This is a genomic window from Acidovorax sp. GW835-FHT14G06 (genome assembly GCF_058793595.1).
Window position 1 is genome coordinate 141,270 of record NZ_JBXAGA010000003.1, and the last position, 25,910, is coordinate 167,179.

Below are 25,910 nucleotides of genomic sequence, written 5' to 3' on the forward strand. Positions count from 1 at the left end.
TTGACGAACCTCCTGGGAATCGTCAACGGTCTCCGACCGGGAGCACCCTCGCTGGCTGGCTACACCCCTTTGTTGCGCATCCAGTCGGCAGTGCCCATGAAGCTCTCCTTCAGCCGCACACGCAGGTCTGTGGGCACACCGGTCTCTCCCATGGCCTGGTCCATGCAGGCCACCCACTGGTCCCTTTCCTTGATGCCAATGGCAAACGGCATGTGGCGCGCACGCAGGCGCGGGTGTCCAAACTGGTCGGTGTAATACGACGGGCCGCCCAGCCAGCCACACAGGAACATGAAAAGCTTTTGCCGGGCCTGGCCCAGGTCGCTGCCATGGGCGGCACGCAGTTCGGCGTAGCCGGGCTCCAGGTCCATCAGGTCGTAAAAACGCTCGGTCAACACACGTACACGCTCTTCGCCGCCGATCCATTCGAAGGGGGTGATGGCCACGGGAGTTTCAGCAGCGGGGGACGGGGTAGTGGATTCCATGGGGCGGTGAGAGGAGATCGCCAAGCGCTGTTGGCCAGTGCTCGATTATAGAAATTCACGGCTTTTACGCGCCTGCAGGCCGCATGAACGAGTCACGCCTCACGCCATGCCTGAAGGACCACTGCTCGCCCTCGCTACTCCAGCACAGCTCGCAATTGCCGCGTGGTCACCGCCAGGCGCCGGGCGCCGATCTGGGCCAGGTTGTTCATCACCGTGAGCGCCGCCTCGGGGTACAGCCGGGCCCAGGCATCGAAATGCGCGCGCGACAACCGCACCAGGTGCGCCGGGCCACGTTCGGAGCCAGCGCAGGCACTGCGGGCAGCACCGTTGAGGAAAGCCATCTCACCAAACGCCATGCCCGGGCCGACCGTAGCCAGGCGCAAGCCCTTGTCGGGTGGCCATTGGGTAACCAACGTGATATGACCGGACTTGACCACCAGCAGGTCGTGGTCGGTGTCCCCAGCGTGGAACACCACACCCTGCGGTGGCACAGCCTGTGCCACCAGCAGGCCCTGCAAGGCCTCTGCGGCGGCCTTGGGCACGCCCTCGCCCACTTCCCCCAGTAAATCACGTTCGAGTCGCGCAGGGCGCTGCTCGATGGGACGCTGGGACAGGATGCCTACCTCAGCCCATTCCAGCGCCCGGTCCAGATCAGCAAAGGCACGCACATGCTCCCCGGCATGCTCGGCGGCCATGGGGTCCAGGGCTGCCACGGCGGCCGCAATGCCCTGCTGGTCCAAGTCACGCACCAGCGCCCGCAACTGCGCCAGTGCCGTGCTGTCCCACGCCGGTACACGGCCCGCGTCCAGAATCACCCAGCGGTGGCGCGGCAGCAGCAGCATGCGCACCTGCTCGGCCAGATGGGCGGCCACCCCAAACGACATCACGCCCTGCAGCTCGAACACCGCCACCTGGTTCATGCGCGGCGACAGCCAGCTGTCCGACCCTGCGCGGCGCAGGCGGCGCGACCGCAGCTCGCCATCCAGCCGCACGTGGCGCAGCACCGTGGCGGCAGAGTCGTGCAGCAGCACAAACGTGGCCACCACCAGGCCCGCCACCAGAGCCCCCACGCCACCCATCACGGCAAACACCAGCGCCACCAGCCAGCTCTGCGCCCAGGTCACCCGCGACCGGCGCGCGTAGCGCAGCGACCACATGAGACCCGGCACCTGCATCAATCCTGCCAGCACCAGACCACCCGCAAGACAGGCCATGGGCACCCAGTGCAGCCACCACGCCCCTGTGATGGCCACCCCCAGCATGATGGCGGCATGCCAGCGCGGGGCATCGCGCGAGGCCCCTGCCTGGGCCAGCACAATGCGCGAACGAGACGCGCTGGTCGATGCGGGAATCATCCCCATCAGCCCACATAGAGCGCCCAGCAGGCTCTCGCGACGCAGGGCCAGATTGGCATTGCCGCGCAGGCCATGGTCCAGCTCCAGCTCCTGGTTGAACACCAGAATCTCCAGGCTGTTGACCAGTGCCATCAGCACGGCCAACACCACCAGGGCCGAACCCTGCTGCCGTGCCAGGGCCATCCAGGGAATGCCGGTCCAATCGGGCAACATGGGCCAGGCAAATACGCTGGGCGGCACGGCAGGCACGAACACGCTGCCCAGCCCCACGCTCCATACCCCCGCCAGCGCCACGCCCAGTGCCACCACGGCCACGGCCGATAGCAACCCTGGCATGCTTGGCCAGCGCCGGCGCAGCCCCCAGGCCAGTACCACCACCGCCAGTGCAGCCAGCAGGTGCCAACCGGTGCGTGCGTCCCACAGTGCATCGGCTCCGGCGCCAAAGCCATTGCGCACCTGCCCCACCACCATCGACAGGCCCACGCCCGCCGCAAAACCGTGGGTGACCGAAATGGGCAAAAACCGCGCCACCGACGCCAGCCGCAGCACACCCAGCAGCCACTGGAACACAAAGGCCAAGGCTACTGTGACACCGCTGACGGCCAGCACCTGGCGTGCGCTCAGGCCCAGGGTGGGCGCCGCACCATGGGCGGTAGCCAGCACGGCAGCAAACAACAGCGCCACCACCGTGGTTGGCGCATACACCACCCCGGCGCGGGGTATCGCCAGGGTCAGCAACAGGCCAGGCAGTGCAGCCGACCACAGAGCCAGTGCCGCCAGCGAATGTTCGCCCGCCAGTGGCGCAAAAGCCAGCAGCCCCAGGCCCACCGCATGGGGCACTGTGACCGCCGCCGCAGACCACGCCGCCGCCGCGCCGGAGGGTTGTGGCGCTGACGGGCCCACCTCAGCACCCGGGGAGGGCTCGGCACGGCGATGCAGCGAGGCGGCCACAGGCGCGGTCGATGGCATGGAGGGGAGCTAGCAAACCGCAGTCATTGCGAGCCTACAAACTGCGCGCGGCAAAGGTGTCGCAGGTCTTGACACTGCCACTTTGCAGGCCGCTGTTGAACCAGCGCTGGCGCTGGGCGCTCGTGCCATGCGTGAAGCTCTCGGGCACCACCGCCCCGCCATTGGCACGCTGCAGCGCGTCGTCGCCAATCTTGGCGGCGGCATTCATGGCCTCTTCGACATCGCCCTGCTCCAGGATCTGGCGGGACTTCTGGGCGTGGTGGGCCCACACCCCGGCAAAGCAGTCGGCCTGCAGCTCCAGCCGCACCGACAGCGCGTTGTATTCGACCTTGCTCACACGGCCCCGCATCTGGTCCACCTTGGCGCTGATGCCCAGCTGGTTCTGCACATGGTGGCCCACCTCATGGGCAATCACATAGGCCTGGGCAAAGTCGCCTGGGGCACCCAGCCGGTTCTTGAGAGTTTCGTAAAAGCCCAGGTCGATGTAGACCTTCTGGTCAGCGGGGCAATAGAACGGCCCCATCGCCGCCTGTCCCGTGCCACATGCGGTGGGCGTAGCGCCCCGGAACAACACCAGGCGCGGGTCCTGATAGCGCCCGCCGCCCTGGCGGAACACCTCGCCCCACACGTCCTCGGTGTCGGCCAGCACCGTGGACACAAAACGCGCCATGGTGTCGTCGGCGGGAGGGCGGTGCGCGGGCGCGTGGGGCTGCGTCTGTACCTGGGGTGCCGGGCCACCACCGCTGAGCAGGCTCAGGATGGTCAAGGGATTGATACCCAGCGCCCACCCGCCCAGCAGCGCGATCACGATGGTGCCTATGCCGATGCTGCGCCCACCAAACACCTGGGATCCGCCACCCCCTCCCTCGTCGCGGCGGTCTTCCACGTTGTCGGACTCGCGATTGCCTTCCCATTTCATTGCGTCTCTCCACCGCCGCCCTCAAGATGGGGCGGCCAAGCCTGCATGTTACGCGCGGGGCCGCCCTGGCGCGGACGATTTACGATATGTTCCGCCCCTCTTTTGCCCGCCTCTCATGACACCCGCAGCACACCACAGCGCGCCCCATGCCGGGCAGACCATTCTCCTGACCGGCTTTGACCCGTTCGGTGGTGGTTCGCACAACCCCAGCTGGCTCATCGCGCAAGCGCTGCACGGCCAGCGCATCGCGGGGCACCAGGTGGTTGCCGCGCAATTGCCCACGGTGTTCGAAGAGTCGTTGCAGCGGCTGCAAGCGCTGGTGCAGGCGCACCAGCCAGCCCTCACGCTGTGCCTGGGCCTGGCAGGAGGACGGGCAGCGCTGTCCATAGAGCGCATTGGCATCAACATCAACGACGCGCGCATCCCCGATAACTGTGGCGCCCAGCCCGTCGACACCCCGGTGCAGGTTGATGGACCCGCCGCTTACTTTGCCAGCCTGCCCATCAAGGCCATGCTGAACGCCGTGCAGCGCGCAGGCGTGCCGTGCGAGGTGTCGCAAACCGCAGGCACCTTTGTCTGCAACCATGTGCTGTACGGCCTGATGCACCTGCTGGCACAAGGCGTAGGCCCCAAGGGCGCGCGGGGCGGTTTTGCGCATGTGCCCTGGCTCAGCGGCCAGGGCGAGCCTCACCTGCCCCTGCGCGACATGGTGCGCGGCATCCATGCGGCCCTGTGGGCTGCAGTGCTGACGCCGCAGGACATCGCGCTGCAGGCAGGGGCCACGCATTGATGGACGCCGCCGCCATGGCGGCCCTGACACGGCACCCACCACCTCCCGGACTACGCTGGGCAGTGCGCATGTGAGGGCTTCTCCGCTCCCATGCCAGCAGCATGCTGTGTACAGTCCGCGCATGCTTTTAGCCCCCTCTTTCGCCTCCCTCGGCGTGCTGGACGCAGCAGCCACCGCTGCGCGGTTGCCCTGGTCCGATCTGGCCGACGAAATAGCGGCCTTGCTGCAAGACCACACCGTGGTGGTGCCCCAACGTGCCGTGCTGCCGCTTGCGCGAGCCGGCAGCCTGTTTGTGATGCCTGCCACAGATCAATCGGTGGCCATGACCAAGCTCATCACCTTCACCCCGGGCAACGCGGGCACAGGGCGCCCATCGATCCAGGGCGATGTGGTGGTGTTTGACATCGCCACAGGCGAACGTCGGCTGGTGCTGGATGGGCCCACCGTCACCGCACGGCGTACCGCCGCTGTCTCGCTGCTGGCAGCGCGGCATCTGGCGCAGGTGCCACATGGGCCTTTGCTCATCGTAGGCGCGGGGGTGCAGGGCCTGGCACATGCCGAGGCCTTCATCCACGGTTTGGACGTGCGCGAGGTATGGATTGCCTCGCGCAGCAACGCCAGCGCCGAGGCCCTGGCAGCAAAGGTGCGCGACCTGGGCGCCCAGGCGCGGGTGGTGGCCGATGCCGATGCCGCCGTCCCCCACTGCCCGCTGATAGCGACCTGCACCACAGCCAGCGTGGTGGTGCTGAGCGCCCCGCCCCGGCCCGACGCGTTTGTGGCGGCCGTGGGCGCCTTCACGCCCACCATGGCAGAGCTGGCCCCAGCCCTGTGCCAGCATGTGGCGCGGCATGGACGCATCGTGGTGGACACCAGCGATGCACTGCATGAGGCGGGCGACCTGCTGCAGGCGGGCCTGGACGTGGCCGCGCTGCCCACGCTGGGCGACGTGGTCAGGGGCCTCCACGCTGCAGCAACCACGCAGCACTCGGGCCCAGTTCTGTTCAAGAGCTGCGGCTGGGGAGGCTGGGATCTGGCAGCCGCACGGCTGGCCTTGCGCTGCGCCAGCCAGGCACCGGCTTCGGTGGCTTCCTTGCCGACACCTTCTGCATGATGCTTATCACGCGCTTTTCAGACCACAGCCTGCGCATGCAGATCGCGCTGGTGTTTGGCACGCTGGTGGTGGGCCTATCGGTGTTGCTGTCGCTGGGGTTTGGCGAGCTGCTCAAGCACCGCATCCAGCGCGATGCCGGCAATTCCTTGCAGGTGGTGGCCGAAAACGCGGGCAAGCTCCTGGCCCTCGGCCTCATGCAGCGCAGCCTGGAGGCCGAGGTGATGGCCAGCGCCGAAGTGGTCTGGTCCAAGGGCCTCGACTCTGCCGAGGCACAGCACATGCTGGCCCGCAGCCAGGCGATGCAGCCCACCAACGTCTGGATCGGCGTGGCCGATGCGCAAGGTGTGGTGCGCAACGCCACAGGTGGCCTGCTGGAGGGCCAGAGCGTGGCCCAGCGCCCGTGGTTTCAACACGGACTCGAAGGAGTGCATGTGGGCGATGTGCACCCTGCCCAGCTGCTGGAGTCCCTGCTGCCCCCCACCGCCACTGGCGAGCCGCACCGGTTTGTCGACTTTGCAGCCCCCATCCGCATCGGCCCCACCACAGTGGGCGTGCTGGCCATCCATGGCAGCTGGCAATGGACCCGCGAGGTTCTGGAAAGCCTCACCCCGGCGTCATCCGATGAAACCGCGCTGGAACTGTTCATTTTTGACCGACAGGGCTTCCTGATATTTGCGCCGGGTGGACGGACCGAGGTGATGCGGGCTGCCGGGCAGAGACTGCCCGACGGCACAAGCGTCAACAACAACCGCGATGGTGGCCGCACGCAGACCAACGTGGTGCGGTGGCAAGACGGCAAGCGCTACCTGACCGCAGCCACCCAGCTGCAACCCCGCAACACGGCCAGCGACCTGGGCTGGCGCATCGTGGCGCGTCAGCCCGTGGAGCTGGCTTTTGCCGAGGCAGACAACACGGTGCAACTGGCACTGGTGATTGGCCTGACAGCCGCGCTGCTGGCCTCGGCCCTGGCCTGGCTGGCAGCCCGGCGCCTGAGCGTGGACCTGTATGCACTGGCCGATGCGGCCAGCGCGGTAGAGGCAGGACACGCGGGCAGCGACATTCCAGCCATGCAAAGCAGCCGCGAGGTGCAGCAGCTGTCCCAGTCGCTGGGCCACATGACGCACCGCCTGCTGGCGGCCCGCGAGGCCATGGAAGAAAAAGTGCGATTGCGCACGCTGGAGCTGCAGGCCGCGAACCGCGCACTGGACCTGCAGGCGCGCACCGACGCCCTCACCGGGCTGCTGAACCGGCGCGGCTTTGAGACACAGATGGCCTTTGCCGTCGCCCTGTCGCGGCGCAGCAGCCGTCCATTAAGCCTGATCACGGTGGATGTGGACCACTTCAAGCGGGTCAACGACACCTACGGGCATGAAGCCGGAGACGAGGTACTGCGGCGCCTGGCGCGCACGCTGGAGGCACGCCTGCGCGGCTCCGATGTGGTGGCGCGGCTGGGGGGAGAAGAGTTTGTGGCATTGCTGCCCGACACCGACCTGAACGGCGCCCAGTCCATTGCGCAGGCCCTGGTCACAGCCATGGCAGAGCAACAGGACCCGGTCGCAGGCACCATCACCGTCAGTGCAGGTGTCGCCACAATGCGCAGCGCTGATGACAACGGCGCCGCCATGCTGCGTCGAGGCGATGCAGCGCTCTACGAGGCCAAGGGCCAGGGACGCAACAGGGTCTGCGTGCAGGCGTGAGGGCTGCCCGATGGCACGGGACCGCCGTCGCCCTGCACAGCAGGCAGTGGCTCCGCGCTTTGCGCCTGCGACACCGGCGCATCGAAATACGGCTGCAGCTGTGACGACAACTCCTGCAGGCCGGCATCCGGCACGCTGGCCGCGAGCGTCAGTCGCTCCAGGGCATAGGGCCGGTGGCCCAGCATCATCGACATGTTCACGCAGTGGCCGTGAGCTGCCATGCGCAGCACAAAGGCATTGAGCAACTCACAGGGCCAGTAGGTGTGGTGTGCCTGGCAGTCGGCGTCGGCGGAATGCGGCGCAGCGTCTGGGCGCCGGGGCGGCGGGATGACAGAAGGCGCAGAGGCTGGAGCGGGATCGGCCAGCGCTGGCGCCAGAGCGCGGTTGGGCGCAAAGAACAAGGTTGAGGCGGCAGCGGACATCAGCATGGTGAAACTCCATCAGCCTCCATCTCCCGGGAGGCGTGTCACCGATGCTAGAAAACTTACCGATGCTTGCATTTCAGCCAAGGCGCATGGCGCGTGTAGGACACAACCCCTGCCACCGCCCGCCATGTGCGCGTGGTCAGGCCTTGGGCAGTGTCACGCCCACCTGGCCCTGGTACTTGCCGCCCCGGTCTCGGTAGCTGACCTCGCACACGTCGTCCTTGTCGCTCTCGAAGAACAGCACTTGTGCGCAGCCCTCGCCTGCGTAGATGCGCGCTGGCAGCGGCGTGGTGTTGCTGAACTCCAGCGTCACATAGCCTTCCCACTCGGGCTCGAACGGCGTGACGTTGACGATGATGCCGCAGCGGGCATAGGTGCTCTTGCCCAGGCAGATGGTGAGCACATTGCGCGGGATGCGGAAGTATTCGACCGTGCGGGCCAGCGCGAAGCTGTTGGGCGGGATGATGCAGCTGTCACCCTCGAAATCGACAAAGCTCTTTTCATCGAAGTTCTTCGGGTCCACCACCGTGCTGTGGATGTTGGTGAACACCTTGAATTCGGGCGCACAGCGGATGTCGTAGCCGTAGCTGCTGGTGCCGTAGCTGATGATCTTGCGGCCTTCGACCTCGCGAACCTGGCCGGGCTCGAAGGGCTCGATCATTCCGTGCTCGGCCGCCATGCGGCGGATCCATTTGTCGCTCTTGATGCTCATAGCAGAACTCCCTGCGCTGTGGCCCGCACAGTGGTGGACTGCCGGGCGCTATTAAATACGTAGCTGGTAGCGCATGAATATCAAGCGCTAGAGCCGTATTTTGCTTGAGAAATCACCGTTTGCTGCACCACACGGTCGTCGCCGAGCACGATCAGCGCAAACAAAAGCTCATCGAGGTTGCGCGCCTGGCGGGTCTTGCGCGCCAAAAGCGGCGTGGCTTCGGGGTTCAGCACCACAAAATCGGCCTCGCAGCCCGGCTGCAGATTGCCGACCACACCCGCCAGGCCCAGCGCCCTGGCCGCGCCCGCCGTGTGTTGCCACCACAGTTGCTGGGGTGACAGACTCAGGCCCTGCTTGGTCTGACCCTCACGCCCCACGTAGTACGCCGCCAGCATGGTGTGAAACGGGCTGAAGCTAGTGCCCCCGCCCACGTCGCTGGCCAGGCCATAGCCAAACCCCACGCGGTCGGCACCGGCATAGTCGAAAAACCCGCTGCCCAGAAAGAGGTTGCTAGTGGGGCTGACCGCCGCCACCGCGCCGGTGTCGCGCATCAGCGCGCGGTCGTCGTCATCGAAGTGGATGCAGTGCGCATACACCGCACGTTCGCGCATCAGGCCAAAGTCGTCGTACACGCCCAGGTAGCTGCGCGCGGCGGGGAACAGCTCGCGCGCCCAGCGGATCTCGTCGCGGTTCTCGGCCACGTGGGACTGGATCCACACATCGGGGTAGCGCGCAGCCAGCTCGCCCGCGCCGCGCAATTGCTCGTGGGTGCTGGTGGGCGCAAAACGCGGGGTGATGGCATACCCAAGGCGGTCCACGCCGTGCCAGCGCCGGATCAGCGCCTCGGTGTCGATGAGGCTCTGCTCGGTGTCGTCGCGCACACCGTCAGGCGAGTGGCGGTCCTGCAGCACCTTGCCGGTGATGAGGCGCATCCGCTGGCGCTGGGCCTCGGTGAACAGGGCCTCCACCGACGCGGGGTGTGAGGTCGAAAACGCCAGGGCTGTGGTCACGCCGTTGCGCAGCAGCTCGACCACAAAAAATTCGGCCACCTGTGCGCTGTAGCCGGAGTCTACAAACCGGGACTCGTGGGGAAAGGTGTAGTTCTCGAGCCAGGGCAGCAGGCCATCGGCTGGCGAGCCGATCACGTCCGTCTGCGGGAAGTGGATGTGCATGTCCACAAACCCCGGCGCCAGGATGCGCCCCGGCAGATGCACCACAGGCTCCCCGGCAAATTGTGGCGCGAGAGTCTGCCAAGCGCCTGCCGCCAGCACACGCTGGCAGCCCTGAGCGTCAGGGCCAACGGCCAGCAGGCCATCTTCGTCATAGAGGGCGCTGCCGTCGTCGGCAAAACGCAAAAGAGCGGAACGGTAAACAGGCATGGCGCCAAGCTTAGCGGCAGGGGGCGCCGTTTGTATATGCAGCACCCCATAGTGGCTATGGGGTTCGGGGAGCGCCGATCAGCGAAAGCGATGGGCGATATGCCCTGCAGGGTCAGCGGGACACCTTGCCCACCACGCCTTCCACCAGCCAGTTCATTTGCAATATCTGGGCATCCGGCAGTGCCTGGCCAGCAGCAATGCGCTCCTGCCCTTCGTTGTCGCGCACCGACACTTTGCCCGCACGGAAGGGCTGGAGCTTGCCCGCGCCTACGGCCTTTTGGGCATTCAGCACCTCCTGCTGGACGGCCGCCGGCACCCGGGTGCCAAAGTCACCGACGCGGATCATGCCCTCGCGCACGCCGCCCCACAGGTTGGCACTTTTCCAGGTGCCGTTTTGCACGGCGCGCACGCGCTCGGTGTAGTAGCTGCCCCACTGGTGCGTCACGGCCACGATCTGCGCGTCCGGGCCCGTCTTGCGCATGTCCGAGTGATAGGCCACGGCCATCTTGCCGCGCTCTTGCGCAGCCGCCATCACGGCAGTGGAGCCAGTATGGAAAGCAATCACATCCACGTCCTGGTTGAACAGTGCCATGGCGGCATCCCGCTCCTTGGGCGGGTCGAACCATACGTTGAGCCACACCACCTTGACAGTGGCCTTTGGGTTGACCGAGCGCATGCCCAGCGTGAAGGCGTTGATGCCCTGCAGCACTTCGGGGATGGGAAACCCGGCCACGAACCCTGCCACGCCGGTCTTGCTCATGCGGCCCGCGGCGATGCCCGCCAGGTAACGCCCCTCGTAGTAGCGCGCATTGGCGGCGGCCACATTGGGTGTGGTCTTGTAGCCGGTGATGGACTCGAACTTCACCTGCGGGTAGTCCTGCGCCACCTTGAGCGTGGGCTCCATGTAGCCAAAGCTGGGGGTGAAGATGATCTGGTGGCCGGTGGCGGCCAGGTCGCGGATCACGCGTTCGGCATCGGCGCCTTCGGCCACGTTCTCGACAAAGGTGGTCTTCACCTGATTGCCCAGTGCGGCCTCGACGGCCTTGCGGCCTTCGTCATGCTGGCGCGTCCAGCCAGCCTCGGTGATGGGTGAGACATAGACAAAACCGGCTTTGACCGACTCGGCCGTATGACCCTTGGCGGGTGTCGGCTGGGAAAAAACGGGGGAGAAAAAACAGGCGGCCACGAGCGTGGCAGCGAGGTTTTTGTACATGGTGTTCCTCTACATGGCCCTGATGAAATGGACCGGAAGCACCGCAGGACGACGGTGCCACCGGGAAGGTCAGACTGTGCGAAAACTACATGAAGCGATGTTGCAAAGACTGCCGGAAAAAAGGGCTTTCAAGCACGGGAGGGCGTTGCGGCAGCGCGCAGAGCCCCGTGAGCAATTTCAGTTCAGCCGCAGCGCCTGCGGGCCTGCGCCCAGGCGGAAGGCACCCACCACTTCGGCCAGGCGCGAAGCCTGATCCTTCAGGCTTTCGGCGGCGGCGGTGGACTCTTCCACCAGGGCTGCATTTTGCTGGGTCATCTGGTCCAGCTGGGTCACCGCCACATTCACCTGGCCAATGCCCTGGCTCTGCTCCGACGCGGCTGCGCTGATCTCTCCAATGATGTCGGTCACGCGGCGCACGGAACTCACGATCTCGCCCATGGTGGTGCCGGCGTTCTGCACCAGGGCAGCACCCGACTCGACCTTCTCCACCGACACGCCGATCAGCGTCTTGATTTCCTTGGCCGCCTGGGCCGAGCGCTGGGCCAGCGAGCGCACTTCGCTGGCCACCACGGCAAAGCCACGGCCCTGCTCGCCCGCACGGGCGGCTTCCACGGCGGCGTTGAGGGCCAGGATGTTGGTCTGGAACGCGATGCCGTCGATGGTGCCGATGATGTCGGCGATCTTCTTGCTGCTGGTGTTGATCTCGTCCATGGTGGTCACCACCTGTGCCACCACATCGCCACCGCGCTGGGCCACCTGCGCCGCCGACACGGCCAGCTGGTTGGCCTGCACGGCCGAATCGGCGCTCTGACGCACGGTGCTGGTCAGCTCTTCCATCGAGCTGGCGGTCTCCTGCAGGCTGCTAGCTGTCTGCTCGGTGCGCGCGCTCAGGTCCTGGTTGCCAATCGCGATCTGGGTGCTGGCGGTGGAGATGCTGTCCACCACGCCCCGCACTTGCTGCAGCGAACGGTGCAGCGCGCTGCGCATGGCATCCAGCGCGCGCAGCAGGTGACCGGTTTCGTCATTGGCGTAGCTCGCCTGGGGGGCACCCGTCAGGTCCATGTTGGCGATGGTCTCTGCAATGGCCTCTGCCTTGCGCAGCGGGCGCGTGATGCTGGTGGTCAGCAGCCAGGCCAGCAAGGCGCCCAGCAGCAGCGACACGCCGGTGCAGATCTGCAGCAGCAGCGTGGTCTGGGCACGCAGCTCTTCGCTGCGCTTGCCGGCCGCATCGAGCTCGGCGCGCTGGCCATCCACCATCTGCTGCACACCCGCCAGATAGCTGCGGGAGGTGGGCTCAAACCGCTCGGTGAAAACCTTGTTGGCGTTCTCGGCATCGCCCGCCTGCTTGAACTTGCTCACTTCCTCGCGGGCCGCCAGGTAGTCTTTGCGCAGGTCACCCACCTTGGCAAAAAGCTGCTTCTTCTCCGGCGTGTCCATTTTGGACTCGATGAATTTCTGCAGCTCGTTGGTGTCGCGGATCGACGCGGCCGTGGCGGGCGCAAAGTAGGGGATCAGGCTCGCGTCGCTGCTCTTGGCGATGGCTGCCGCGCGCTGCACGCCCGATGTGGTGTGGCGCAGCCAGTCCGAGCCAGCGCGCTCGGTCTTGATGTTGTCGTTGACCATGGCGTCGATCTCCCTGCCCAGCTGGCTGAGCTTGACCACGGCCACCACGCTGCTGGCAAAAAACAGCGCCAGGATGAGGCCAAGCACCAGGGTCAGGCGCTTGCCAATGGAGATTTGACTGAGAAACATGGAAGGCTCCAAAAAAGGGGGCAACACGGCACCCGTGCACTCCACAAGGGAGCGCAGGGTAAGGGCCATGGTGGTGGATCACCCCTTGGGCCTGGACCGGACGCAATTCGAACGAATACTTACCATTTTAAGGGTTTACCCAGATCAGGCCCCTGCCGCACTGGCGACAGTACCTCTGACGCAGTGTCCCAACCCCTGTGCGCGCACAACCCGAAGCTCAGTAGTCGTGCTCTACGCACCGCTCGAACGCTTCCTTGAGCTTGTGCTCCCACACCCGCTTGTCGGCATTGCCTGCAAAGCTGGCTTCAAAACTGTTGAAAGCCAACTGGTAAGCATGTTTGGCCGTGAGGCCCGTCGCAGAAAACACCTGGGTGAAGTTCTCGTTGATGTAGCCGCCAAAGTACGCCGGGTCATCTGAATTGACTGTGGCAGCCAGCCCGGCATCGAGCAGCTTGCCGAGGTTGTGGTCTGCCAGATTGGGGAAGACACACAGCTTCTGGTTGGACAGCGGGCACACCGTGAGCGCAATGCGGTCTTGCGCCAGGCGCTGCATCAGCGCAGCGTCGTGCACGGCCTGCACGCCGTGGTCGATGCGCTCGACCTTGAGCACATCCAGCGCACTCCAGATGTAGGCAGGGGGGCCCTCCTCGCCCGCATGGGCTACCAAGTGCAGGCCCAGCTCGCGGCAGCGGGCGAACACGCGGGCAAACTTCTCGGGCGGATGGCCCAGCTCGCTGGAATCGAGACCCACACCCACGATCTTGTCGCGCAGCGGCATGGCCTGCTCCAGCGTTTCGAACGCCGACTCCTCGCTCAGGTGGCGCAGGAAGCACAGGATCAGCGTGGCGCTGATTCCGAGTTCGGCGCGGGCATCGTGGCAGGCCCGGTGCAGGCCGTTGATAACGGTCTCCATCGCCACGCCACGAGCAGTATGGGTCTGCGGGTCGAAGAAGAGCTCGGTGTGCAGCACGTTGTCGCGCGCCGCACGGCCCAGGTAGGCGCGCGCCATGTCGTAGAAGTCCTGCTCATGCAGCAGCACACTCGCACCGGCGTAATAGATGTCCAGAAAACTCTGAAGATTGGTGAATGCATACGCGCTGCGCAAGGCGTCCACGCTGGCATAAGGCAGCGTCAGTCCATTGCGCTGCGCCAGCGCAAAGATCAACTCAGGCTCCAGCGAGCCCTCGATGTGGATATGCAACTCGGCCTTGGGCATGGCACGCAGCAGGCTGGGAAGGCGCTCTGCGGAAATGGGGGGGATCTTGAACATCAGCAGACTCCAAAGGTGATGCCACTCTGGCGCAGAAAGCGGCGGTACGCAGATGATGCCTTGTCGGCAGCGGTATGCAACTCCGCGCGCAGGTCGAGCGGCAGGCACTGTGGTGTCTGCGACTCCAGCACGGGCTGGTCCTGCGTGAAGATGGTGTGCTGGAAGGCCTGCAGTTTCTCGTCCGGCGAATCGAAATCCGCCACCGCCAGCCGGAACCACACCCGGCTGCGCACCGGCGTCACCGGACAGATGAACAGCGCAATGGACTCGCGCCAGCCATCGACCGCCGTGGTGCCCGCCTCGGGCACCTTGGTCAGCACGGCTGCATAGGGGGCGGTGACTTCGTAGGTGTATTCGACCTGGGCGGCCGCCGTGGAATGCAGGTTGGATTGCGGTTGCCAGGCCTTGCAGCCCGTGGCCAGGAGGCCCGTGGGCGTGGGCTCCACGCGGTAATCGTCGATGGCCGTCGCCTCACGGCTGCCGAGCCAGCCTTCGTGCACAAAGCCGAAATGCGACATGTCCAGAAAGTTCTCGACGATGCGCGGCGCGCTGGCCGCCACGTCGTAGGGACCGCAGTTGAGCTTGCGCAGGCGGGCATCCCCCTCCGCCGCAAACACAGGCAGTCCCTGCTCGCCTGGTGCGATGCGCACCCACACAAGGCCATAGGCCTCCTGCACCTCGAAATGGCGGGCGCAGTGCGTGGCCGGGGGCACAAAGGTGGGTAGTGCAGGCACGTGCGTGCATTGCCCACCGGCCGCAAACTGCCAGCCATGGTAGGGGCACTCCAGCTGGCCCTGGGGCGTCACGCGGCCCAGCGACAGGCGGGCGCCCCGGTGCGGGCACTGGTCGGCCAGCGCGAGCACGGCGCCTTCGCTGTCGCGCCACAACACCACGGGTTGCTCCAGCAATTGCACCGCCAGCGGTGCCTGCCCAGCCACGGCCCCTGACAGGGCCACCGGATGCCACAAAGTTGATTCCACCATCGTCCCTGCTCCTCAAAAGACTGCAGGTCACAAAATGCCCCTGCAAAACAAAAGGGCCACCCCAGGGCGGCCCTTTGTCACAGCAGCTCGCAAGAACTGCTGATGAACGCGGTGCGAATTACTTCTTGTCGCCGCCAGGGATCTTGCCTTCCACGCCCTTGACGTAGAAGTTGATGCCGCCCAGGAACTTGTCGTCGGCCACAGCGTCCTTTTCCAGCACGGGCTTGCCGTCCTGACCCACGATGGGGCCCTTCCAGATGCTGAAGCTGCCGTCGGCCAGGCCCTTCTTCACGGCTTCGACCTTGGCCTTGGTGTCAGCAGGCACGTCTTCGGCGATGGAGACGATGTCGATAGCGCCTTCCTTCACACCCCACCAGCTTTGGCTCGAAGCCCAGGTGCCATCCAGCACGTCCTTGGTGGCCTTGACGTAGTACGGACCCCAGTTGATCACCGCCGATGCCAGGTGGGCCTTGGGGCCGTAGGCGGTCATGTCGCTGTCCCAGCCGAAGGCGCGCTTGCCCTTTTCCTGGGCGGTCTTGAGCACGGCGGGAGAGTCGGTGTTCTGGAACAGGATGTCGGCGCCGCCGTTGATCAGGCTGGTCGCAGCTTCGGTTTCCTTCGGTGGGCTGAACCATTCATTCACCCACACCACTTTGGTCTTGATCTTGGGATTGACCGACTGCGCACCCAGCGTGAAGCTGTTGATGTTGCGGATCACCTCAGGGATCGGCACCGAGCCCACCACGCCCAGCGTGTTGGACTTGGTCATGGCGCCAGCGATGATGCCGGCCATGTACGCGCCTTCGTAGGTGCGGCTGTCGTAGGTGCGCAGGTTTTCGGCGGTCTTGTAGCCGGTGGCGTGTTCGAACTTCACACCCTTGTTGTCTTCCGCGACCTTGAGCATGGACTCCATGTAGCCGAAGGTGGTGCCGAAGATCAGCTTGTTGCCCTGGCCGGCCAGGTCGCGCAGCACGCGCTCTGCGTCAGCAGACTCGGGCACGCTTTCCACAAAGCTCGTCACGACCTTGTCGCCAAATTCCTTCTCGATGGCCTTGCGACCGTTGTCGTGCGCGAACGACCAGCCGCCGTCGCCCACCGGGCCGACATAGGCAAACGCGATCTTCAGTGGCTCGGGCTTGGGTGCCGGAGCTTCTGCGGCAGGGGCCGGTGCAGGCGCAGGGGCCGGTGCCGGTTCTTCCTTCTTGCCACAGCCCACCAGGGCAGCAGCAGCCACAGCGGAGAGCGCTGCCACCTTGAGCAGGGAGCGTTTCTGCAGATCAGTCATGTCGGTTTCCTTATCGAAGAAGTAGGACTTGCAAAGGTTGGGGGACGAAAACAATGATTATGGTGCGATCTACCGCAGGGTAACCAGATTTTCCGGTGGGCTAGCCCTTTCAGGAGCCCGGATAAAACGGTTTGCCCAGCGATGCCGGCATGTTGATGCGGATCCACGCCGGATTGCGCGAGATCAGCGCCAGCACCACGATGGTGGCCACATAAGGCAGCATGCTCAGCAACTGACTGGCCACCTGCACGCCGGTGGCCTGCAAATGGAACTGCAGCATGGTCACGCCGCCGAACAGATAAGCACCAAGCAACACCCGTGCCGGGCGCCAGGTGGCAAAGGTGGTGAGCGCCAGCGCAATCCAGCCGCGCCCGGCCACCATGCCCTCGACCCACAGCGGGGTGTAGACAGTGGAGATGTAAGCCCCGGCCAGACCGCACAGCGCCCCGCCCACCACCACGGCCGCCAGCCGAATGCGCCGCACCGGGTAGCCCAACGCATGGGCTGACTCAGGCGATTCGCCCACCGACCGCAGCACCAGCCCGGCGCGCGAGCGGTAAAGAAACCAGATCAACCCCGCCACCAGCAGCATGGTGAGATACACCAGCGGGTGCTGCTGGAACAGCGCTGGCCCAAGGAGCGGCACATCGCCCAGCACCGGGATGGCGTACTTGGGCAACTCGGGCAGCTTGGCCTGCACGTAGCTGATGCCCGCAAACGCGGAGAAGCCCACGCCGAACAGACTGAGCGCCAGCCCCGTGGCGTACTGGTTGGTGTTGAGCCAGATCACCAGCACACCAAAGATGGCGGCCAGCACGGCACCGGCCGCCATGCCTGCCGCAAAGCCCAGCCAGGTGTTGCCCGTGTGCACCACGGTGGCAAAGCCTGCAATGGCGGCGCAGAGCATCATGCCCTCGGCCCCCAGGTTGACGATGCCCGCCTTTTCGTTGATGAGCAGGCCCAGGGCCGCAATGGCCAGCACGGTGCCCGCGCTGAGCGTGGCGCCGATGAGCAGTGCATAAGACTCCATCAGACACCTCCTTTCTTGCTGCCGACCCAGCGGATGCGGTAGGCAATCAGCGTGTCACAGGCCAGCAGCGTGAACAGCAGCAGGCCCTGGAACACGCCGGTGAGCGACTTGGGCAGGCCCAGGCGCGACTGCGCCAGTTCACCACCAATGTAGAACATGCTCATGAGGATGGCGGAGAGGATCATGCCCACCGGGTGCAGCCGTCCGACGAAGGCCACGATGATGGCCGCGAAGCCGTAGCCCGCAGGCACATAGGGGGTGAGCTGGCCGATGGGCCCTGCCACCTCCAACGCACCGGCCAGGCCAGCGGCACCGCCCGAGATCAGCAGCGCCGTCCACAGCGCGCGGCGCGACGAAAAGCCCGCATAACGCGCCGCCGCTGGTGCCAGCCCGCCCACCTGCTGGGCAAAGCCCGCCCGAGTACGGAACAGGAACACCCACAAGGCCCCAGCGCCTGCGAGCGCCAGCAGCAACCCGATGGACACGCGCGAGCCCTGCATCAGGCGCGGGATCTGCGTGACTTTCTCGAACGTCTTGGTCTGCGGAAAGTTGTAGCCCACCGGGTCCTTCCACGGGCCATAGACCAGATAGCCCAGCACCAGCGTGGCCACATAGACCAGCATCAGACTCACCAGGATTTCGTTGGCGTTGAACTTGTCGCGCAGCAGCGCTGTGAGCCCCGCCCAGGCCATGCCACCCAGCACCCCGGCGAGCAGGATGGCGGGCACGATCCAGGGGCCCGTGGTCTTGTCGGCCAGCAGCGCCACGCCACCCGCCACCACGGCGCCGATGACAAACTGGCCCTCGGCACCGATGTTCCACACGTTGGAGCGAAAACACACGGCCAGCCCCAGCGCAATCAATAACAGCGGCGTGGCCTTGACCATGAGTTCACCCACGGCATAAGGCGTCTTGATCGGCTCCCAGAAGAAGACCTGCAGCCCGCGCACCGGGTCTTTGCCCAGCGCCACGAACAAGGCCACACCAATCAACACCGTGACGGCCAGCGCCAGCAGCGGCGAGCCATAGGTCCAGAGCTTGGAAGCCTGGGGGCGTGGTTCCAGCTTAAGCATGCTGCACCTCCGCTGCCTTGTCCTGTTGTGCGAGGTGCGCTTGGACATCGGCATGCCACAGCCCGCTCATCCATTCGCCAATGCGCTCTACCGTGGCCTCGGCGCGCGGCACCGAGGGCGACAGGTGCCCCTTGGCCACCACATGCAGCCGGTCGCAGATTTCAAACAATTCGTCCAGCTCCTCACTGACCACCAGCACGGCGCAGCCTGCGTCACGCAGGGCCAGGATGGAGCCCCGGATCTGTGCGGCGGCGCCCACATCCACGCCCCAGGTGGGCTGCGAAACGATGAGCAGCTTGGGATTGGCGTCAATCTCGCGCCCCACGATGAACTTCTGCAGGTTGCCACCCGACAGCGACTTGGCCGCTGCGTTGGGTCCACCCGCCTTCACATTGAAGCGCCGGATGATGTCCTCGGCATGTTTTTGCAGCGCCCCCACCTTGATCCAGCCGCTGCCGCCAACCGAGTTGGTGCGCGTGAGCAGCAGATTGTGTGCCAGCCCCATGGTGGGCACGGCGCCCCGGCCCAAGCGCTCTTCGGGCACAAAGTGCAGGCCTAAAGCGCGGCGCTGGCCGGGACCCATTCGGCCCGCGTTCTGGCCGGACACCTGGATGCTGGCAGGCTCGGCGCGCTGGTCTTCGCCCGACAGCGCATAAAGCAATTCTTTTTGCCCGTTGCCCGACACTCCGGCAATGCCCACCACCTCGCCCGCCTTGACCTCGAACTGCAGGTCGATCAAGTCCACGCCGAACTGGTCGGCGCGCGGCAGCGACAAGCCCTTGACGCGCAGCACCGTGGCGCCGGTCTGCACGGCGCGGTGTTCCAGCGCGGGCGGTTCGGCGCCAATCATCAGGCGCGACAGGGACGCATTGGATTCCTCGGCCGGGTTGCACACGCCCGTCACCTTGCCGCCGCGCAGCACGGTGCAGGCGGTGCACAGCGCACGGATTTCGTGCAGCTTGTGGCTGATATAGAGGATGCTGCAGCCCTCGCTGGCCAGCTTGCGCAGCACCACAAAAAGCTTTTCGACGGCCTGGGGCGTGAGCACCGAAGTGGGCTCGTCCAGGATCAGCACCTTGGGGTTGGTGAGCAGCGCGCGGATGATTTCCACCCGCTGCATCTCGCCCACGCTCAACGTGTGCACAGGGCGCAGGGGGTCGATGTCCAGGCCGTATTCGGCGGCCTTGGCGGTGATGCGGCCGGTCACTTCGGCCAGCGTCAGGCTCTTGTCCAGGCCCAGCCAGACGTTCTCGGCCACCGTGAGGGTGTCGAACAGGCTGAAATGCTGGAACACCATGGCAATGCCCAGGGCCCGCGCCTCTTGCGGGTTGCGCACCTGCACGGCCTGACCGTTGAAGAACACGCTGCCTTCGTCGGGTTTGACCGAGCCGTAGATGATTTTCATCAGCGTGGACTTGCCCGCGCCGTTTTCGCCCAGCACCGCGTGGATTTCACCCGGCAGCACCGTGAGCGACACGCCGCTGTTGGCCACCACGGCCGGGTAGCGCTTGGTGATGCCCACCAGCTGCAGCCGTGGCGGCGCCGCACCAGGCGCTGAAGGATTGGGGGGAGAACTCATGCGGGGATTGTCTCTCAGTTTTACAACTTGTTATAAGAATGAAAATACCTCTTGGCGCTTGTTCAGCATACCCAAGCAGCTATTCTTTTCGTAGCGAAGCAGCCACGGTTTTCACGCAATCTCGCAGCCAGGCGGCGGCCGCCGAGTGGTGCGTGCGGGCGTGCCACAGCTGGTAATACATGAGCCGGGGAAAGGGCACCGGGCACGGCAGGATGGCCAGGGGCAGCTGGTCCACATACCGTTCGCAGTACTGGCGGCCCGTGGTCAGCACAAGCAAGCTCGATGCCACGATGCTGGGGATCAGGCTGAAATGCGCACAGCGCGCCGTGATGTGGCGCTGCATGCCCAGGCTGTCCAGGTGAGCGTCGATCACGCCGCGCGCGCCGGGGTGGGTGGGCGTGGGCGCGATGTGTTCGGCGGCCAGCCAGCTCTCCACATCCCAGCCGCGCCGCACGGCGGGGTGGTCCTTGCCCACCAGGCAGACCACCTCGTCACCAAACAGCCGGCCCATGTGCAGGTCGTCGGGCGGCTGGGGCCAGTTGCCGATCACCACGTCCACATCGCCCTGCGCCAGGTGCGCGTGGTAGTGCGCGTCGGCCGACAGGGGCAGGATTTCGATAGGGCACAAAGGCGCTTCGACCTTGATGCGGGCCACCAGCTGGGGCAAAAAAAGGGGGTCGAGGTAGTCGCTGGCCGCCACGCGGAAGGTGCGGGTGGCGGTGCGCGGGTCAAACCCGCGTGCATCTGAAAACAGCGCCTCCGCGGCGCGCAGGATGGCCCCCGCGGGCTCCACCATACGCAGTGCGGCATCGGTGGGCATCATGCTGGCGCCGGAGCGCACCAGCAGCGGGTCGCCCGACAGGTCGCGCAGCCTTTTCAACGCAGCCGACACCGCCGGCTGGTGCATGCCCAGGCGGACGGCGGCCCTCGATACGCTGCGTTCTGTGAGCACGGTGTGCAAGACCCTTATGAGATGGAGGTCTATCTTGTCGAAAAGGGCGTGGTCTCTCATAGCGGTGTGGGCATGGGTGCCATAAGCTTGCGCATATGCCGGTAACGGTACTGCGTTCTACCCTCTGCTGAACCTTTCCATCAAAGATCGAAGTGGCGTTTGTCATGACAACAAGACCCTTGCAATTCCTGCGCCGAGGCCAGCCCGTGGCGCTGGGCAATGTACCACCCGACCGCACCCTGCTGGAGGTGCTGCGCGAAGACCTGGGCAACACTGGCACCAAGGAGGGCTGCGGCGAAGGCGACTGCGGCGCCTGCACCGTGGTGCTGGGCGAAGAACGCGACGGCCAGTTGCACTACAGCGCCGTGAACAGCTGCATCCGCCTGGCGCATTCGGTGGACGGCATGGCGCTGTGGACGGTGGAAGACCTGGCCGAAGACCCGCTGATCCAGCCTGTGGGCGATACAGCTCCCGCTGCACAACAAACCATCACGCTCCATCCAGTACAGGAGGCCATGGTCCAGTGCCACGGCTCCCAGTGCGGCTTCTGCACCCCCGGTTTTGTCATGAGCCTGTTCGGCATGTACCAAAGGCACATTGCCCCCACGCTCCCCACTGCGTGTGGTTCGCTGCCCCCCGAGGGGGCCCTCGCGCCTAGGGGCGGCCCGTCGGCGCTCGACCACGTCCGCCACGGCCAACCCATCACCCGCGAACTGGCGCAGGAAGAACTCTCGGGCAACCTGTGCCGCTGCACCGGCTACCGCCCCATCCTTGATGCCGCCCAACAGATGGCATCGCTGCCCGGCATGGCGGTCAACGAGGCCGAAGTGCTACAAAAACTGAAGCTGCTGCGGCATGATGCACTGGCGCAAGCAGCCGATTCGGCCTACATCGCGCCCTCCACCCTCCCAGAGCTGCTCACAGCCCGCGCGGCCCACCCAGGCGCCCAGGTGGTGGCTGGCTGTACCGACGTGGGGCTGTGGGTGACCAAGCAGCACAAGCAATACAGCCAGGTGCTGGACGTGACCCGCGCGGCCGAGCTGCGGCAGGTGGCACAGCACGCCGACGCCATCCACATCGGCGCCGCTGTCACGCTGACCGACGCGTTTGCAGCCCTCACCGCTCAGTGGCCGCAGCTGCACCGATTTGCCACGCGGTTTGCGGGGTTGCCCGTGCGCAACTCGGGCACGCTGGGCGGCAATGTGGCCAACGGCTCGCCGATTGGCGATTCCATGCCGCTGCTGATCGCACTGCGCGCCCAGGTGGTGCTGGCCAGCCAGGCCCGGGGCGAGCGCCAGCTGCCGCTGGAAGACTTGTACACCGGCTACCGGCAGAACGTGATGGCGGCCGATGAGCTGCTGGTGCGCATCGTGGTACCCCGCCCTTCTGCCCAAGAACAGCTGCGGGCGTACAAGATCTCAAAGCGGTTTGACGACGATATTTCTGCTGTGTGTCTGGTGCTCAACCTCGACATCGCGGACGGCACCGTGCAGCGCGCCAGCATCGGCGCGGGCGGCGTGGCTGCCACCCCAGCCCGCGCACGGCACACCGAAGCGGCGCTGACCGGCCAGCCCTGGACCGAAGCCACCGCACAGCGCGCCGCCGCCGTGCTGCAGGCCGAGTTCAGCCCCATCTCCGACATGCGCGCCAGTGGCGCCTACCGCCGCCAGGTGCTGGGCAGCCTGCTGCAGCGCTACTGGCTGGAGAGCCAGGGCCAGCCCTCGGTCAGCCTGGACACCTTGACTCTGGAGGCCGCCGTATGAACGCGCCCCACACCATCGCCGAAACCGCCCTGCCCGCGCCCACCCGCGCCGCCATGGGCCAATCGCACATCCACGAAAGCGCCCGCGCCCAGGTGGCAGGTGCCGCGCACTACATAGACGACCTGCCGGAAGTAAAGGGCACGCTGTACGCAGCGCCCATCCTCTCCACCGTGGCCCACGGCACCCTGAATGGGGTGGACGCCACCGCAGCACTCGCGCTGCCCGGCGTGCGTGGCGTGGTGCTGGCCAGCGACGTGCCCGGCGACAAGATCCTGGCCGCGTTCGGGCACGACGAGCCCGTGTTTGCGCTGGACAGCGTGCAGTTTGTGGGCCAGGTGATCGGACTGGTAGTGGCCGATTCGGTCATGCAGGCGCGCCGCGCGGTGCGCGCCGTGAAGCTCGACATCTCCCCCCTGCCCGCCGTGCTCACGGTGCAGGACGCGCTGAAGGCGCAAAGCTATGTGCTGCCGCCGGTGTTCGTGCGCCGGGGCGATGCGGCCACGGGCCTCGTGCAATCGGCGCACCGCATGCAGGGAGCGTTTGAAGTCGGCGGCCAGGAGCATTTCTACCTGGAGGGCCAGATCGCTTACGCCATGCCGCTGGAGCAAAAGCAGTGGTGGATCTACTCCAGCACCCAGCACCCTGGCGAGGTGCAGCACTGGGTGGCGCACGCGCTGGGTATCGACAACCACGCGGTCAAGGTGGAATGCCGCCGCATGGGCGGCGGCTTTGGCGGCAAGGAGACGCAGGCCGGGCACCTGGCTGTTTGGGCCGCCGTGGCTGCCAACAAGCTGGGCCGCCCCATCAAGCTGCGGCTGGACCGGGACGAGGACTTCATGGTCACCGGCAAGCGCCACCCGTTTGCGTACGAGTACGACGTGGGCTTTGACGACACGGGCCGCATCACGGGCCTGAAGCTCCAGATGGCCGCCAACTGCGGCTTCAGCGCCGACCTGTCGGGCCCCGTGGCCGACCGCGCGGTGTTCCATGCCGACAATGCGTACTACCTGGGCGATGTCGAGATCGCGTCGTACCGCTGCAAGACGAACACGCAAAGCCACACCGCCTTCCGCGGCTTTGGCGGCCCGCAGGGCGTGATCGTGATCGAGGCCATCCTGGGCGACATCGCGCGCGCGCTGGGCCGCGATGCGCAGGACGTGCGCCTGGCCAACCTGTATGGCAAAGATGCGAGCACGGGCCGCAACGTCACCCACTACCAGATGGCGGTGGAAGACAACATCCTGCACGAACTGCTGCCCACGCTGGAGCAGACCTCGCACTACCGCCAGCGCCAGGCCGAGATTGCGGACTGGAACGCGCACAACACCGTCATCAAGCGCGGCCTGGCCATCACGCCCGTCAAGTTCGGCATCAGCTTCACGGCCACGCTGTTCAACCAGGCGGGCGCGCTGGTGCATGTGTACACCGACGGCAGCGTGCAGGTTAACCACGGCGGCACCGAGATGGGCCAGGGCCTGCACACCAAGGTGGCGCAGATCGTGGCCGACGAGCTGGGCGTGCCCCTGCACCGTGTGCTGGTGACGGCCAGCGACACCAGCAAGGTGCCCAATGCCAGCGCCACCGCTGCCAGCAGCGGCACCGACCTGAACGGCCGCGCTGCGCAATATGCAGCGCGCAACGTGCGCGACAACCTGGCCTCGTTCGTGTGCGGGCTGGACGGCTGCGGCGCAGGCGCCATCCGGTTTGCGGGCGGCCAGGTGATCTCGCCCAAGACGGTGCGCAGTTTTGAAGAGGTGGTACAGGCCGCGTACGCCAACCGCATCCAGCTGTGGAGCGACGGTTTTTACCGCACGCCCAAGATCCACTACGACAAGACGACCCTCACCGGGCGCCCGTTCTACTACTTCAGCTACGGCGCGGCCTGCACCGAGGTAGCCATCGACACCCTCACCGGCGAGAGCCGCGTGCTGAAAGTGGACATCCTGCACGACGTGGGCCACAGCATCAACCCGGCCATCGACATCGGCCAGATCGAAGGCGGATTTGTGCAGGGCATGGGCTGGCTGACCACCGAGCAGCTGGTGTGGAACGACAAGGGGACTCTCGCCACCCACGCACCCAGCACCTACAAGATCCCGGCGACGGGGGACATTCCGGCGCACTTCAAGGTGGACCTGTGGCCCGAGGCGAACCGGGAGGACAACGTGGGTGGCAGCAAGGCGGTGGGGGAGCCGCCGTTCATGCTGGCGATCAGTGTGTATGAGGCGCTGCGCAATGCGGTGGCAGCGGGGCGTAGCGGCGTGGATGCTGCGGCGCCAGTGGTGTTGACTGCACCGGCGACTGCAGAGAATGTGCTGAAGGCGTTGGGGCGGTTGGGAGAGTGATGCTTTTGGCTGTTGGCGCTGGTGGGATATGCGCTGGTAGCTATCATTTTTGTATCAACGTCTTTATTCGGAGGTCGGTGTGCGGGTGTGACTGCATGCCTCGGTTGAGGGCGGAGGCCGGGAGTCGCCCGGCAGGCGAGTCCCTTTCTTTCGCGTCGCCGAAAGAAAGGAACCAAAGAAAGGGCGACCCCACTGTATGCGTCCCCTGCGCTTCGCTACGGGGCAACCTGCGGTGCTCGGGTTTGGCGGGGTCTCGCTCAACTCGCGCCGCTGCGCGTCGCTCAGACACACGCGAGCCCTGGTCCGCCAAACCCTGCGCTCCTCGGCGCATCCACAGGGGCAAGGGGAGCAGAACATCCACACGGGCCTTTGCTTCGCTCGGCCTCTCTCGCGGGCGCAAGCGCCACGCGCTGCGTAGGCGCGGCCGAGCGCAGCAATGGCCCGAGTGGATGTCCGGCTGTTTGGATGTTCGGCTGTCCCACCCCCTGCTGGCTGCGTCTGCGGCGGGGCGGTTGGGGGGTGGCACGCGCGTCGCAGCGCGCGTGCTTCGTGCTCAGACTCGCCGTGGCTGTCTGAACGAAGCTGCAACGCAGCGCAGTGAGTTCCACGGCGCACCCCGCAACCGCACCGCCGCAGGTTTGCCCCTTCGCAACGCGAAGGGGTCGCAGACTGGGGGTCGACTTTTCTTTGGTGACTTTCTTTTGGCGAAGCAAAAGAAAGTTACTCGCACGCCGGGCGACTCCCGGCCTCCGCCCTTAACAAAGGCATGCGGCCCAATCAGCAACCACAAGAAAACGCTACAAAATCAATAGCTACCACCGCATAT

At 65.9% G+C, this 25,910-nt stretch carries 20 protein-coding genes; 5 read left to right on the top strand and 15 right to left on the bottom strand.

The genetic code is table 11. The features are described from left to right. Positions 1-59 precede the first annotated feature (59 nt). The 3 genes from AC1Q64_RS05800 to ypfJ form a co-directional block, all read right to left on the bottom strand. Positions 60-482 carry a group II truncated hemoglobin gene (locus tag AC1Q64_RS05800; protein WP_492250727.1) on the bottom strand — a complete coding sequence of 141 codons (423 nt, stop codon included), beginning with the start codon at positions 480-482 and terminating at the stop codon, positions 60-62. Positions 483-616: 134 nt separating this feature from the next. Continuing rightward, positions 617-2,806: a SulP family inorganic anion transporter gene (locus AC1Q64_RS05805; protein ID WP_291437887.1), complete on the bottom strand. Its 2,190-nt coding sequence runs from the start codon at positions 2,804-2,806 to the stop codon at positions 617-619. 34 nt (positions 2,807-2,840) lie between these two features. Next, complete coding sequence (gene ypfJ, locus AC1Q64_RS05810) at positions 2,841-3,725, bottom strand: KPN_02809 family neutral zinc metallopeptidase (protein ID WP_291437888.1); 885 nt, start codon at positions 3,723-3,725, stop codon at positions 2,841-2,843. 115 nt (positions 3,726-3,840) lie between these two features. Between ypfJ and pcp the strand changes: the two genes are divergently transcribed. From pcp to AC1Q64_RS05825, 3 genes are all read left to right on the top strand, one after another. Further along, complete coding sequence (pcp, locus tag AC1Q64_RS05815; protein ID WP_492250728.1) at positions 3,841-4,515, top strand: pyroglutamyl-peptidase I; 675 nt, start codon at positions 3,841-3,843, stop codon at positions 4,513-4,515. A gap of 121 nt (positions 4,516-4,636) precedes the next feature. Beyond that, a complete protein-coding gene (locus tag AC1Q64_RS05820; RefSeq protein WP_492250729.1) occupies positions 4,637-5,626 on the top strand; it encodes a delta(1)-pyrroline-2-carboxylate reductase family protein in 990 nt (329 codons plus the stop codon). After that, positions 5,623-7,323, top strand: coding sequence for a diguanylate cyclase (locus AC1Q64_RS05825; protein ID WP_492250730.1), 1,701 nt, complete (start codon positions 5,623-5,625; stop codon positions 7,321-7,323). The genes AC1Q64_RS05820 and AC1Q64_RS05825 overlap by 4 nt, the downstream gene beginning before the upstream one ends. Here AC1Q64_RS05825 and AC1Q64_RS05830 read toward each other — a convergent pair. The 12 genes from AC1Q64_RS05830 to AC1Q64_RS05885 form a co-directional block, all read right to left on the bottom strand. Next, positions 7,275-7,751, bottom strand: coding sequence for a hypothetical protein (locus AC1Q64_RS05830; protein WP_492250731.1), 477 nt, complete (start codon positions 7,749-7,751; stop codon positions 7,275-7,277). The two genes, AC1Q64_RS05825 and AC1Q64_RS05830, sit on opposite strands and share 49 nt — an antisense overlap. A gap of 136 nt (positions 7,752-7,887) precedes the next feature. Then, positions 7,888-8,460, bottom strand: a complete 573-nt coding sequence (gene dcd, locus AC1Q64_RS05835) for a dCTP deaminase (protein WP_015012892.1) — start codon at positions 8,458-8,460, stop codon at positions 7,888-7,890. Between the two features lie 80 nt (positions 8,461-8,540). Beyond that, positions 8,541-9,839, bottom strand: coding sequence for a guanine deaminase (guaD, locus tag AC1Q64_RS05840; protein WP_492250732.1), 1,299 nt, complete (start codon positions 9,837-9,839; stop codon positions 8,541-8,543). A gap of 112 nt (positions 9,840-9,951) precedes the next feature. Continuing rightward, complete coding sequence (locus AC1Q64_RS05845) at positions 9,952-11,052, bottom strand: BMP family ABC transporter substrate-binding protein (protein ID WP_492250733.1); 1,101 nt, start codon at positions 11,050-11,052, stop codon at positions 9,952-9,954. Positions 11,053-11,229: 177 nt separating this feature from the next. Beyond that, positions 11,230-12,804 carry a methyl-accepting chemotaxis protein gene (locus AC1Q64_RS05850; protein WP_108498050.1) on the bottom strand — a complete coding sequence of 525 codons (1,575 nt, stop codon included), beginning with the start codon at positions 12,802-12,804 and terminating at the stop codon, positions 11,230-11,232. A 217-nt stretch (positions 12,805-13,021) separates the two neighbouring features. After that, entirely contained in the window at positions 13,022-14,074 is a 1,053-nt protein-coding gene (locus AC1Q64_RS05855; protein WP_492250734.1) for an adenosine deaminase, read from the bottom strand. Next, positions 14,074-15,057 carry an aromatic ring-hydroxylating dioxygenase subunit alpha gene (locus AC1Q64_RS05860; protein WP_492250735.1) on the bottom strand — a complete coding sequence of 328 codons (984 nt, stop codon included), beginning with the start codon at positions 15,055-15,057 and terminating at the stop codon, positions 14,074-14,076. The genes AC1Q64_RS05855 and AC1Q64_RS05860 overlap by 1 nt, the downstream gene beginning before the upstream one ends. A gap of 118 nt (positions 15,058-15,175) precedes the next feature. Beyond that, positions 15,176-16,342, bottom strand: a complete 1,167-nt coding sequence (locus AC1Q64_RS05865) for a BMP family ABC transporter substrate-binding protein (RefSeq protein WP_492250736.1) — start codon at positions 16,340-16,342, stop codon at positions 15,176-15,178. Between the two features lie 109 nt (positions 16,343-16,451). After that, on the bottom strand, positions 16,452-17,372 hold the full coding sequence (locus AC1Q64_RS05870; protein ID WP_056060799.1) for an ABC transporter permease: 921 nt from the start codon (positions 17,370-17,372) through the stop codon (positions 16,452-16,454). Continuing rightward, positions 17,372-18,445 carry an ABC transporter permease gene (locus tag AC1Q64_RS05875; RefSeq protein ID WP_492250737.1) on the bottom strand — a complete coding sequence of 358 codons (1,074 nt, stop codon included), beginning with the start codon at positions 18,443-18,445 and terminating at the stop codon, positions 17,372-17,374. The genes AC1Q64_RS05870 and AC1Q64_RS05875 overlap by 1 nt, the downstream gene beginning before the upstream one ends. Next, the gene (locus AC1Q64_RS05880) at positions 18,438-20,024 is read right to left on the bottom strand and encodes an ABC transporter ATP-binding protein (protein WP_492250738.1); all 1,587 of its coding nucleotides are present in this window, start codon (positions 20,022-20,024) and stop codon (positions 18,438-18,440) included. The genes AC1Q64_RS05875 and AC1Q64_RS05880 overlap by 8 nt, the downstream gene beginning before the upstream one ends. 79 nt (positions 20,025-20,103) lie before the next feature. Continuing rightward, the gene (locus AC1Q64_RS05885) at positions 20,104-21,036 is read right to left on the bottom strand and encodes a LysR family transcriptional regulator (RefSeq protein ID WP_082522392.1); all 933 of its coding nucleotides are present in this window, start codon (positions 21,034-21,036) and stop codon (positions 20,104-20,106) included. Between the two features lie 104 nt (positions 21,037-21,140). Between AC1Q64_RS05885 and xdhA the strand changes: the two genes are divergently transcribed. Next, positions 21,141-22,739, top strand: coding sequence for a xanthine dehydrogenase small subunit (xdhA, locus tag AC1Q64_RS05890; RefSeq protein ID WP_291439595.1), 1,599 nt, complete (start codon positions 21,141-21,143; stop codon positions 22,737-22,739). After that, positions 22,736-25,084, top strand: a complete 2,349-nt coding sequence (gene xdhB / locus AC1Q64_RS05895; RefSeq protein ID WP_492250739.1) for a xanthine dehydrogenase molybdopterin binding subunit — start codon at positions 22,736-22,738, stop codon at positions 25,082-25,084. Before xdhA ends, xdhB begins: the two co-directional genes overlap by 4 nt. Positions 25,085-25,910 lie beyond the last annotated feature (826 nt).

Coding starts and splice junctions, on each gene's coding strand:
- guaD (WP_492250732.1), bottom strand. CDS start 9,839: ATGCCTGTTTACCGTTCCGCTCTTTTGCGTTTTGCCGACGACGGCAGC.
- AC1Q64_RS05875 (WP_492250737.1), bottom strand. CDS start 18,445: ATGCTTAAGCTGGAACCACGCCCCCAGGCTTCCAAGCTCTGGACCTAT.
- dcd (WP_015012892.1), bottom strand. CDS start 8,460: ATGAGCATCAAGAGCGACAAATGGATCCGCCGCATGGCGGCCGAGCAC.
- AC1Q64_RS05885 (WP_082522392.1), bottom strand. CDS start 21,036: ATGAGAGACCACGCCCTTTTCGACAAGATAGACCTCCATCTCATAAGG.
- ypfJ (WP_291437888.1), bottom strand. CDS start 3,725: ATGAAATGGGAAGGCAATCGCGAGTCCGACAACGTGGAAGACCGCCGC.
- AC1Q64_RS05850 (WP_108498050.1), bottom strand. CDS start 12,804: ATGTTTCTCAGTCAAATCTCCATTGGCAAGCGCCTGACCCTGGTGCTT.
- AC1Q64_RS05820 (WP_492250729.1), top strand. CDS start 4,637: ATGCTTTTAGCCCCCTCTTTCGCCTCCCTCGGCGTGCTGGACGCAGCA.
- AC1Q64_RS05805 (WP_291437887.1), bottom strand. CDS start 2,806: ATGCCATCGACCGCGCCTGTGGCCGCCTCGCTGCATCGCCGTGCCGAG.
- AC1Q64_RS05870 (WP_056060799.1), bottom strand. CDS start 17,372: ATGGAGTCTTATGCACTGCTCATCGGCGCCACGCTCAGCGCGGGCACC.
- pcp (WP_492250728.1), top strand. CDS start 3,841: ATGACACCCGCAGCACACCACAGCGCGCCCCATGCCGGGCAGACCATT.
- AC1Q64_RS05880 (WP_492250738.1), bottom strand. CDS start 20,024: ATGAGTTCTCCCCCCAATCCTTCAGCGCCTGGTGCGGCGCCGCCACGG.
- AC1Q64_RS05800 (WP_492250727.1), bottom strand. CDS start 482: ATGGAATCCACTACCCCGTCCCCCGCTGCTGAAACTCCCGTGGCCATC.
- AC1Q64_RS05860 (WP_492250735.1), bottom strand. CDS start 15,057: ATGGTGGAATCAACTTTGTGGCATCCGGTGGCCCTGTCAGGGGCCGTG.
- xdhA (WP_291439595.1), top strand. CDS start 21,141: ATGACAACAAGACCCTTGCAATTCCTGCGCCGAGGCCAGCCCGTGGCG.
- xdhB (WP_492250739.1), top strand. CDS start 22,736: ATGAACGCGCCCCACACCATCGCCGAAACCGCCCTGCCCGCGCCCACC.
- AC1Q64_RS05845 (WP_492250733.1), bottom strand. CDS start 11,052: ATGTACAAAAACCTCGCTGCCACGCTCGTGGCCGCCTGTTTTTTCTCC.
- AC1Q64_RS05830 (WP_492250731.1), bottom strand. CDS start 7,751: ATGCTGATGTCCGCTGCCGCCTCAACCTTGTTCTTTGCGCCCAACCGC.
- AC1Q64_RS05825 (WP_492250730.1), top strand. CDS start 5,623: ATGATGCTTATCACGCGCTTTTCAGACCACAGCCTGCGCATGCAGATC.
- AC1Q64_RS05865 (WP_492250736.1), bottom strand. CDS start 16,342: ATGACTGATCTGCAGAAACGCTCCCTGCTCAAGGTGGCAGCGCTCTCC.
- AC1Q64_RS05855 (WP_492250734.1), bottom strand. CDS start 14,074: ATGTTCAAGATCCCCCCCATTTCCGCAGAGCGCCTTCCCAGCCTGCTG.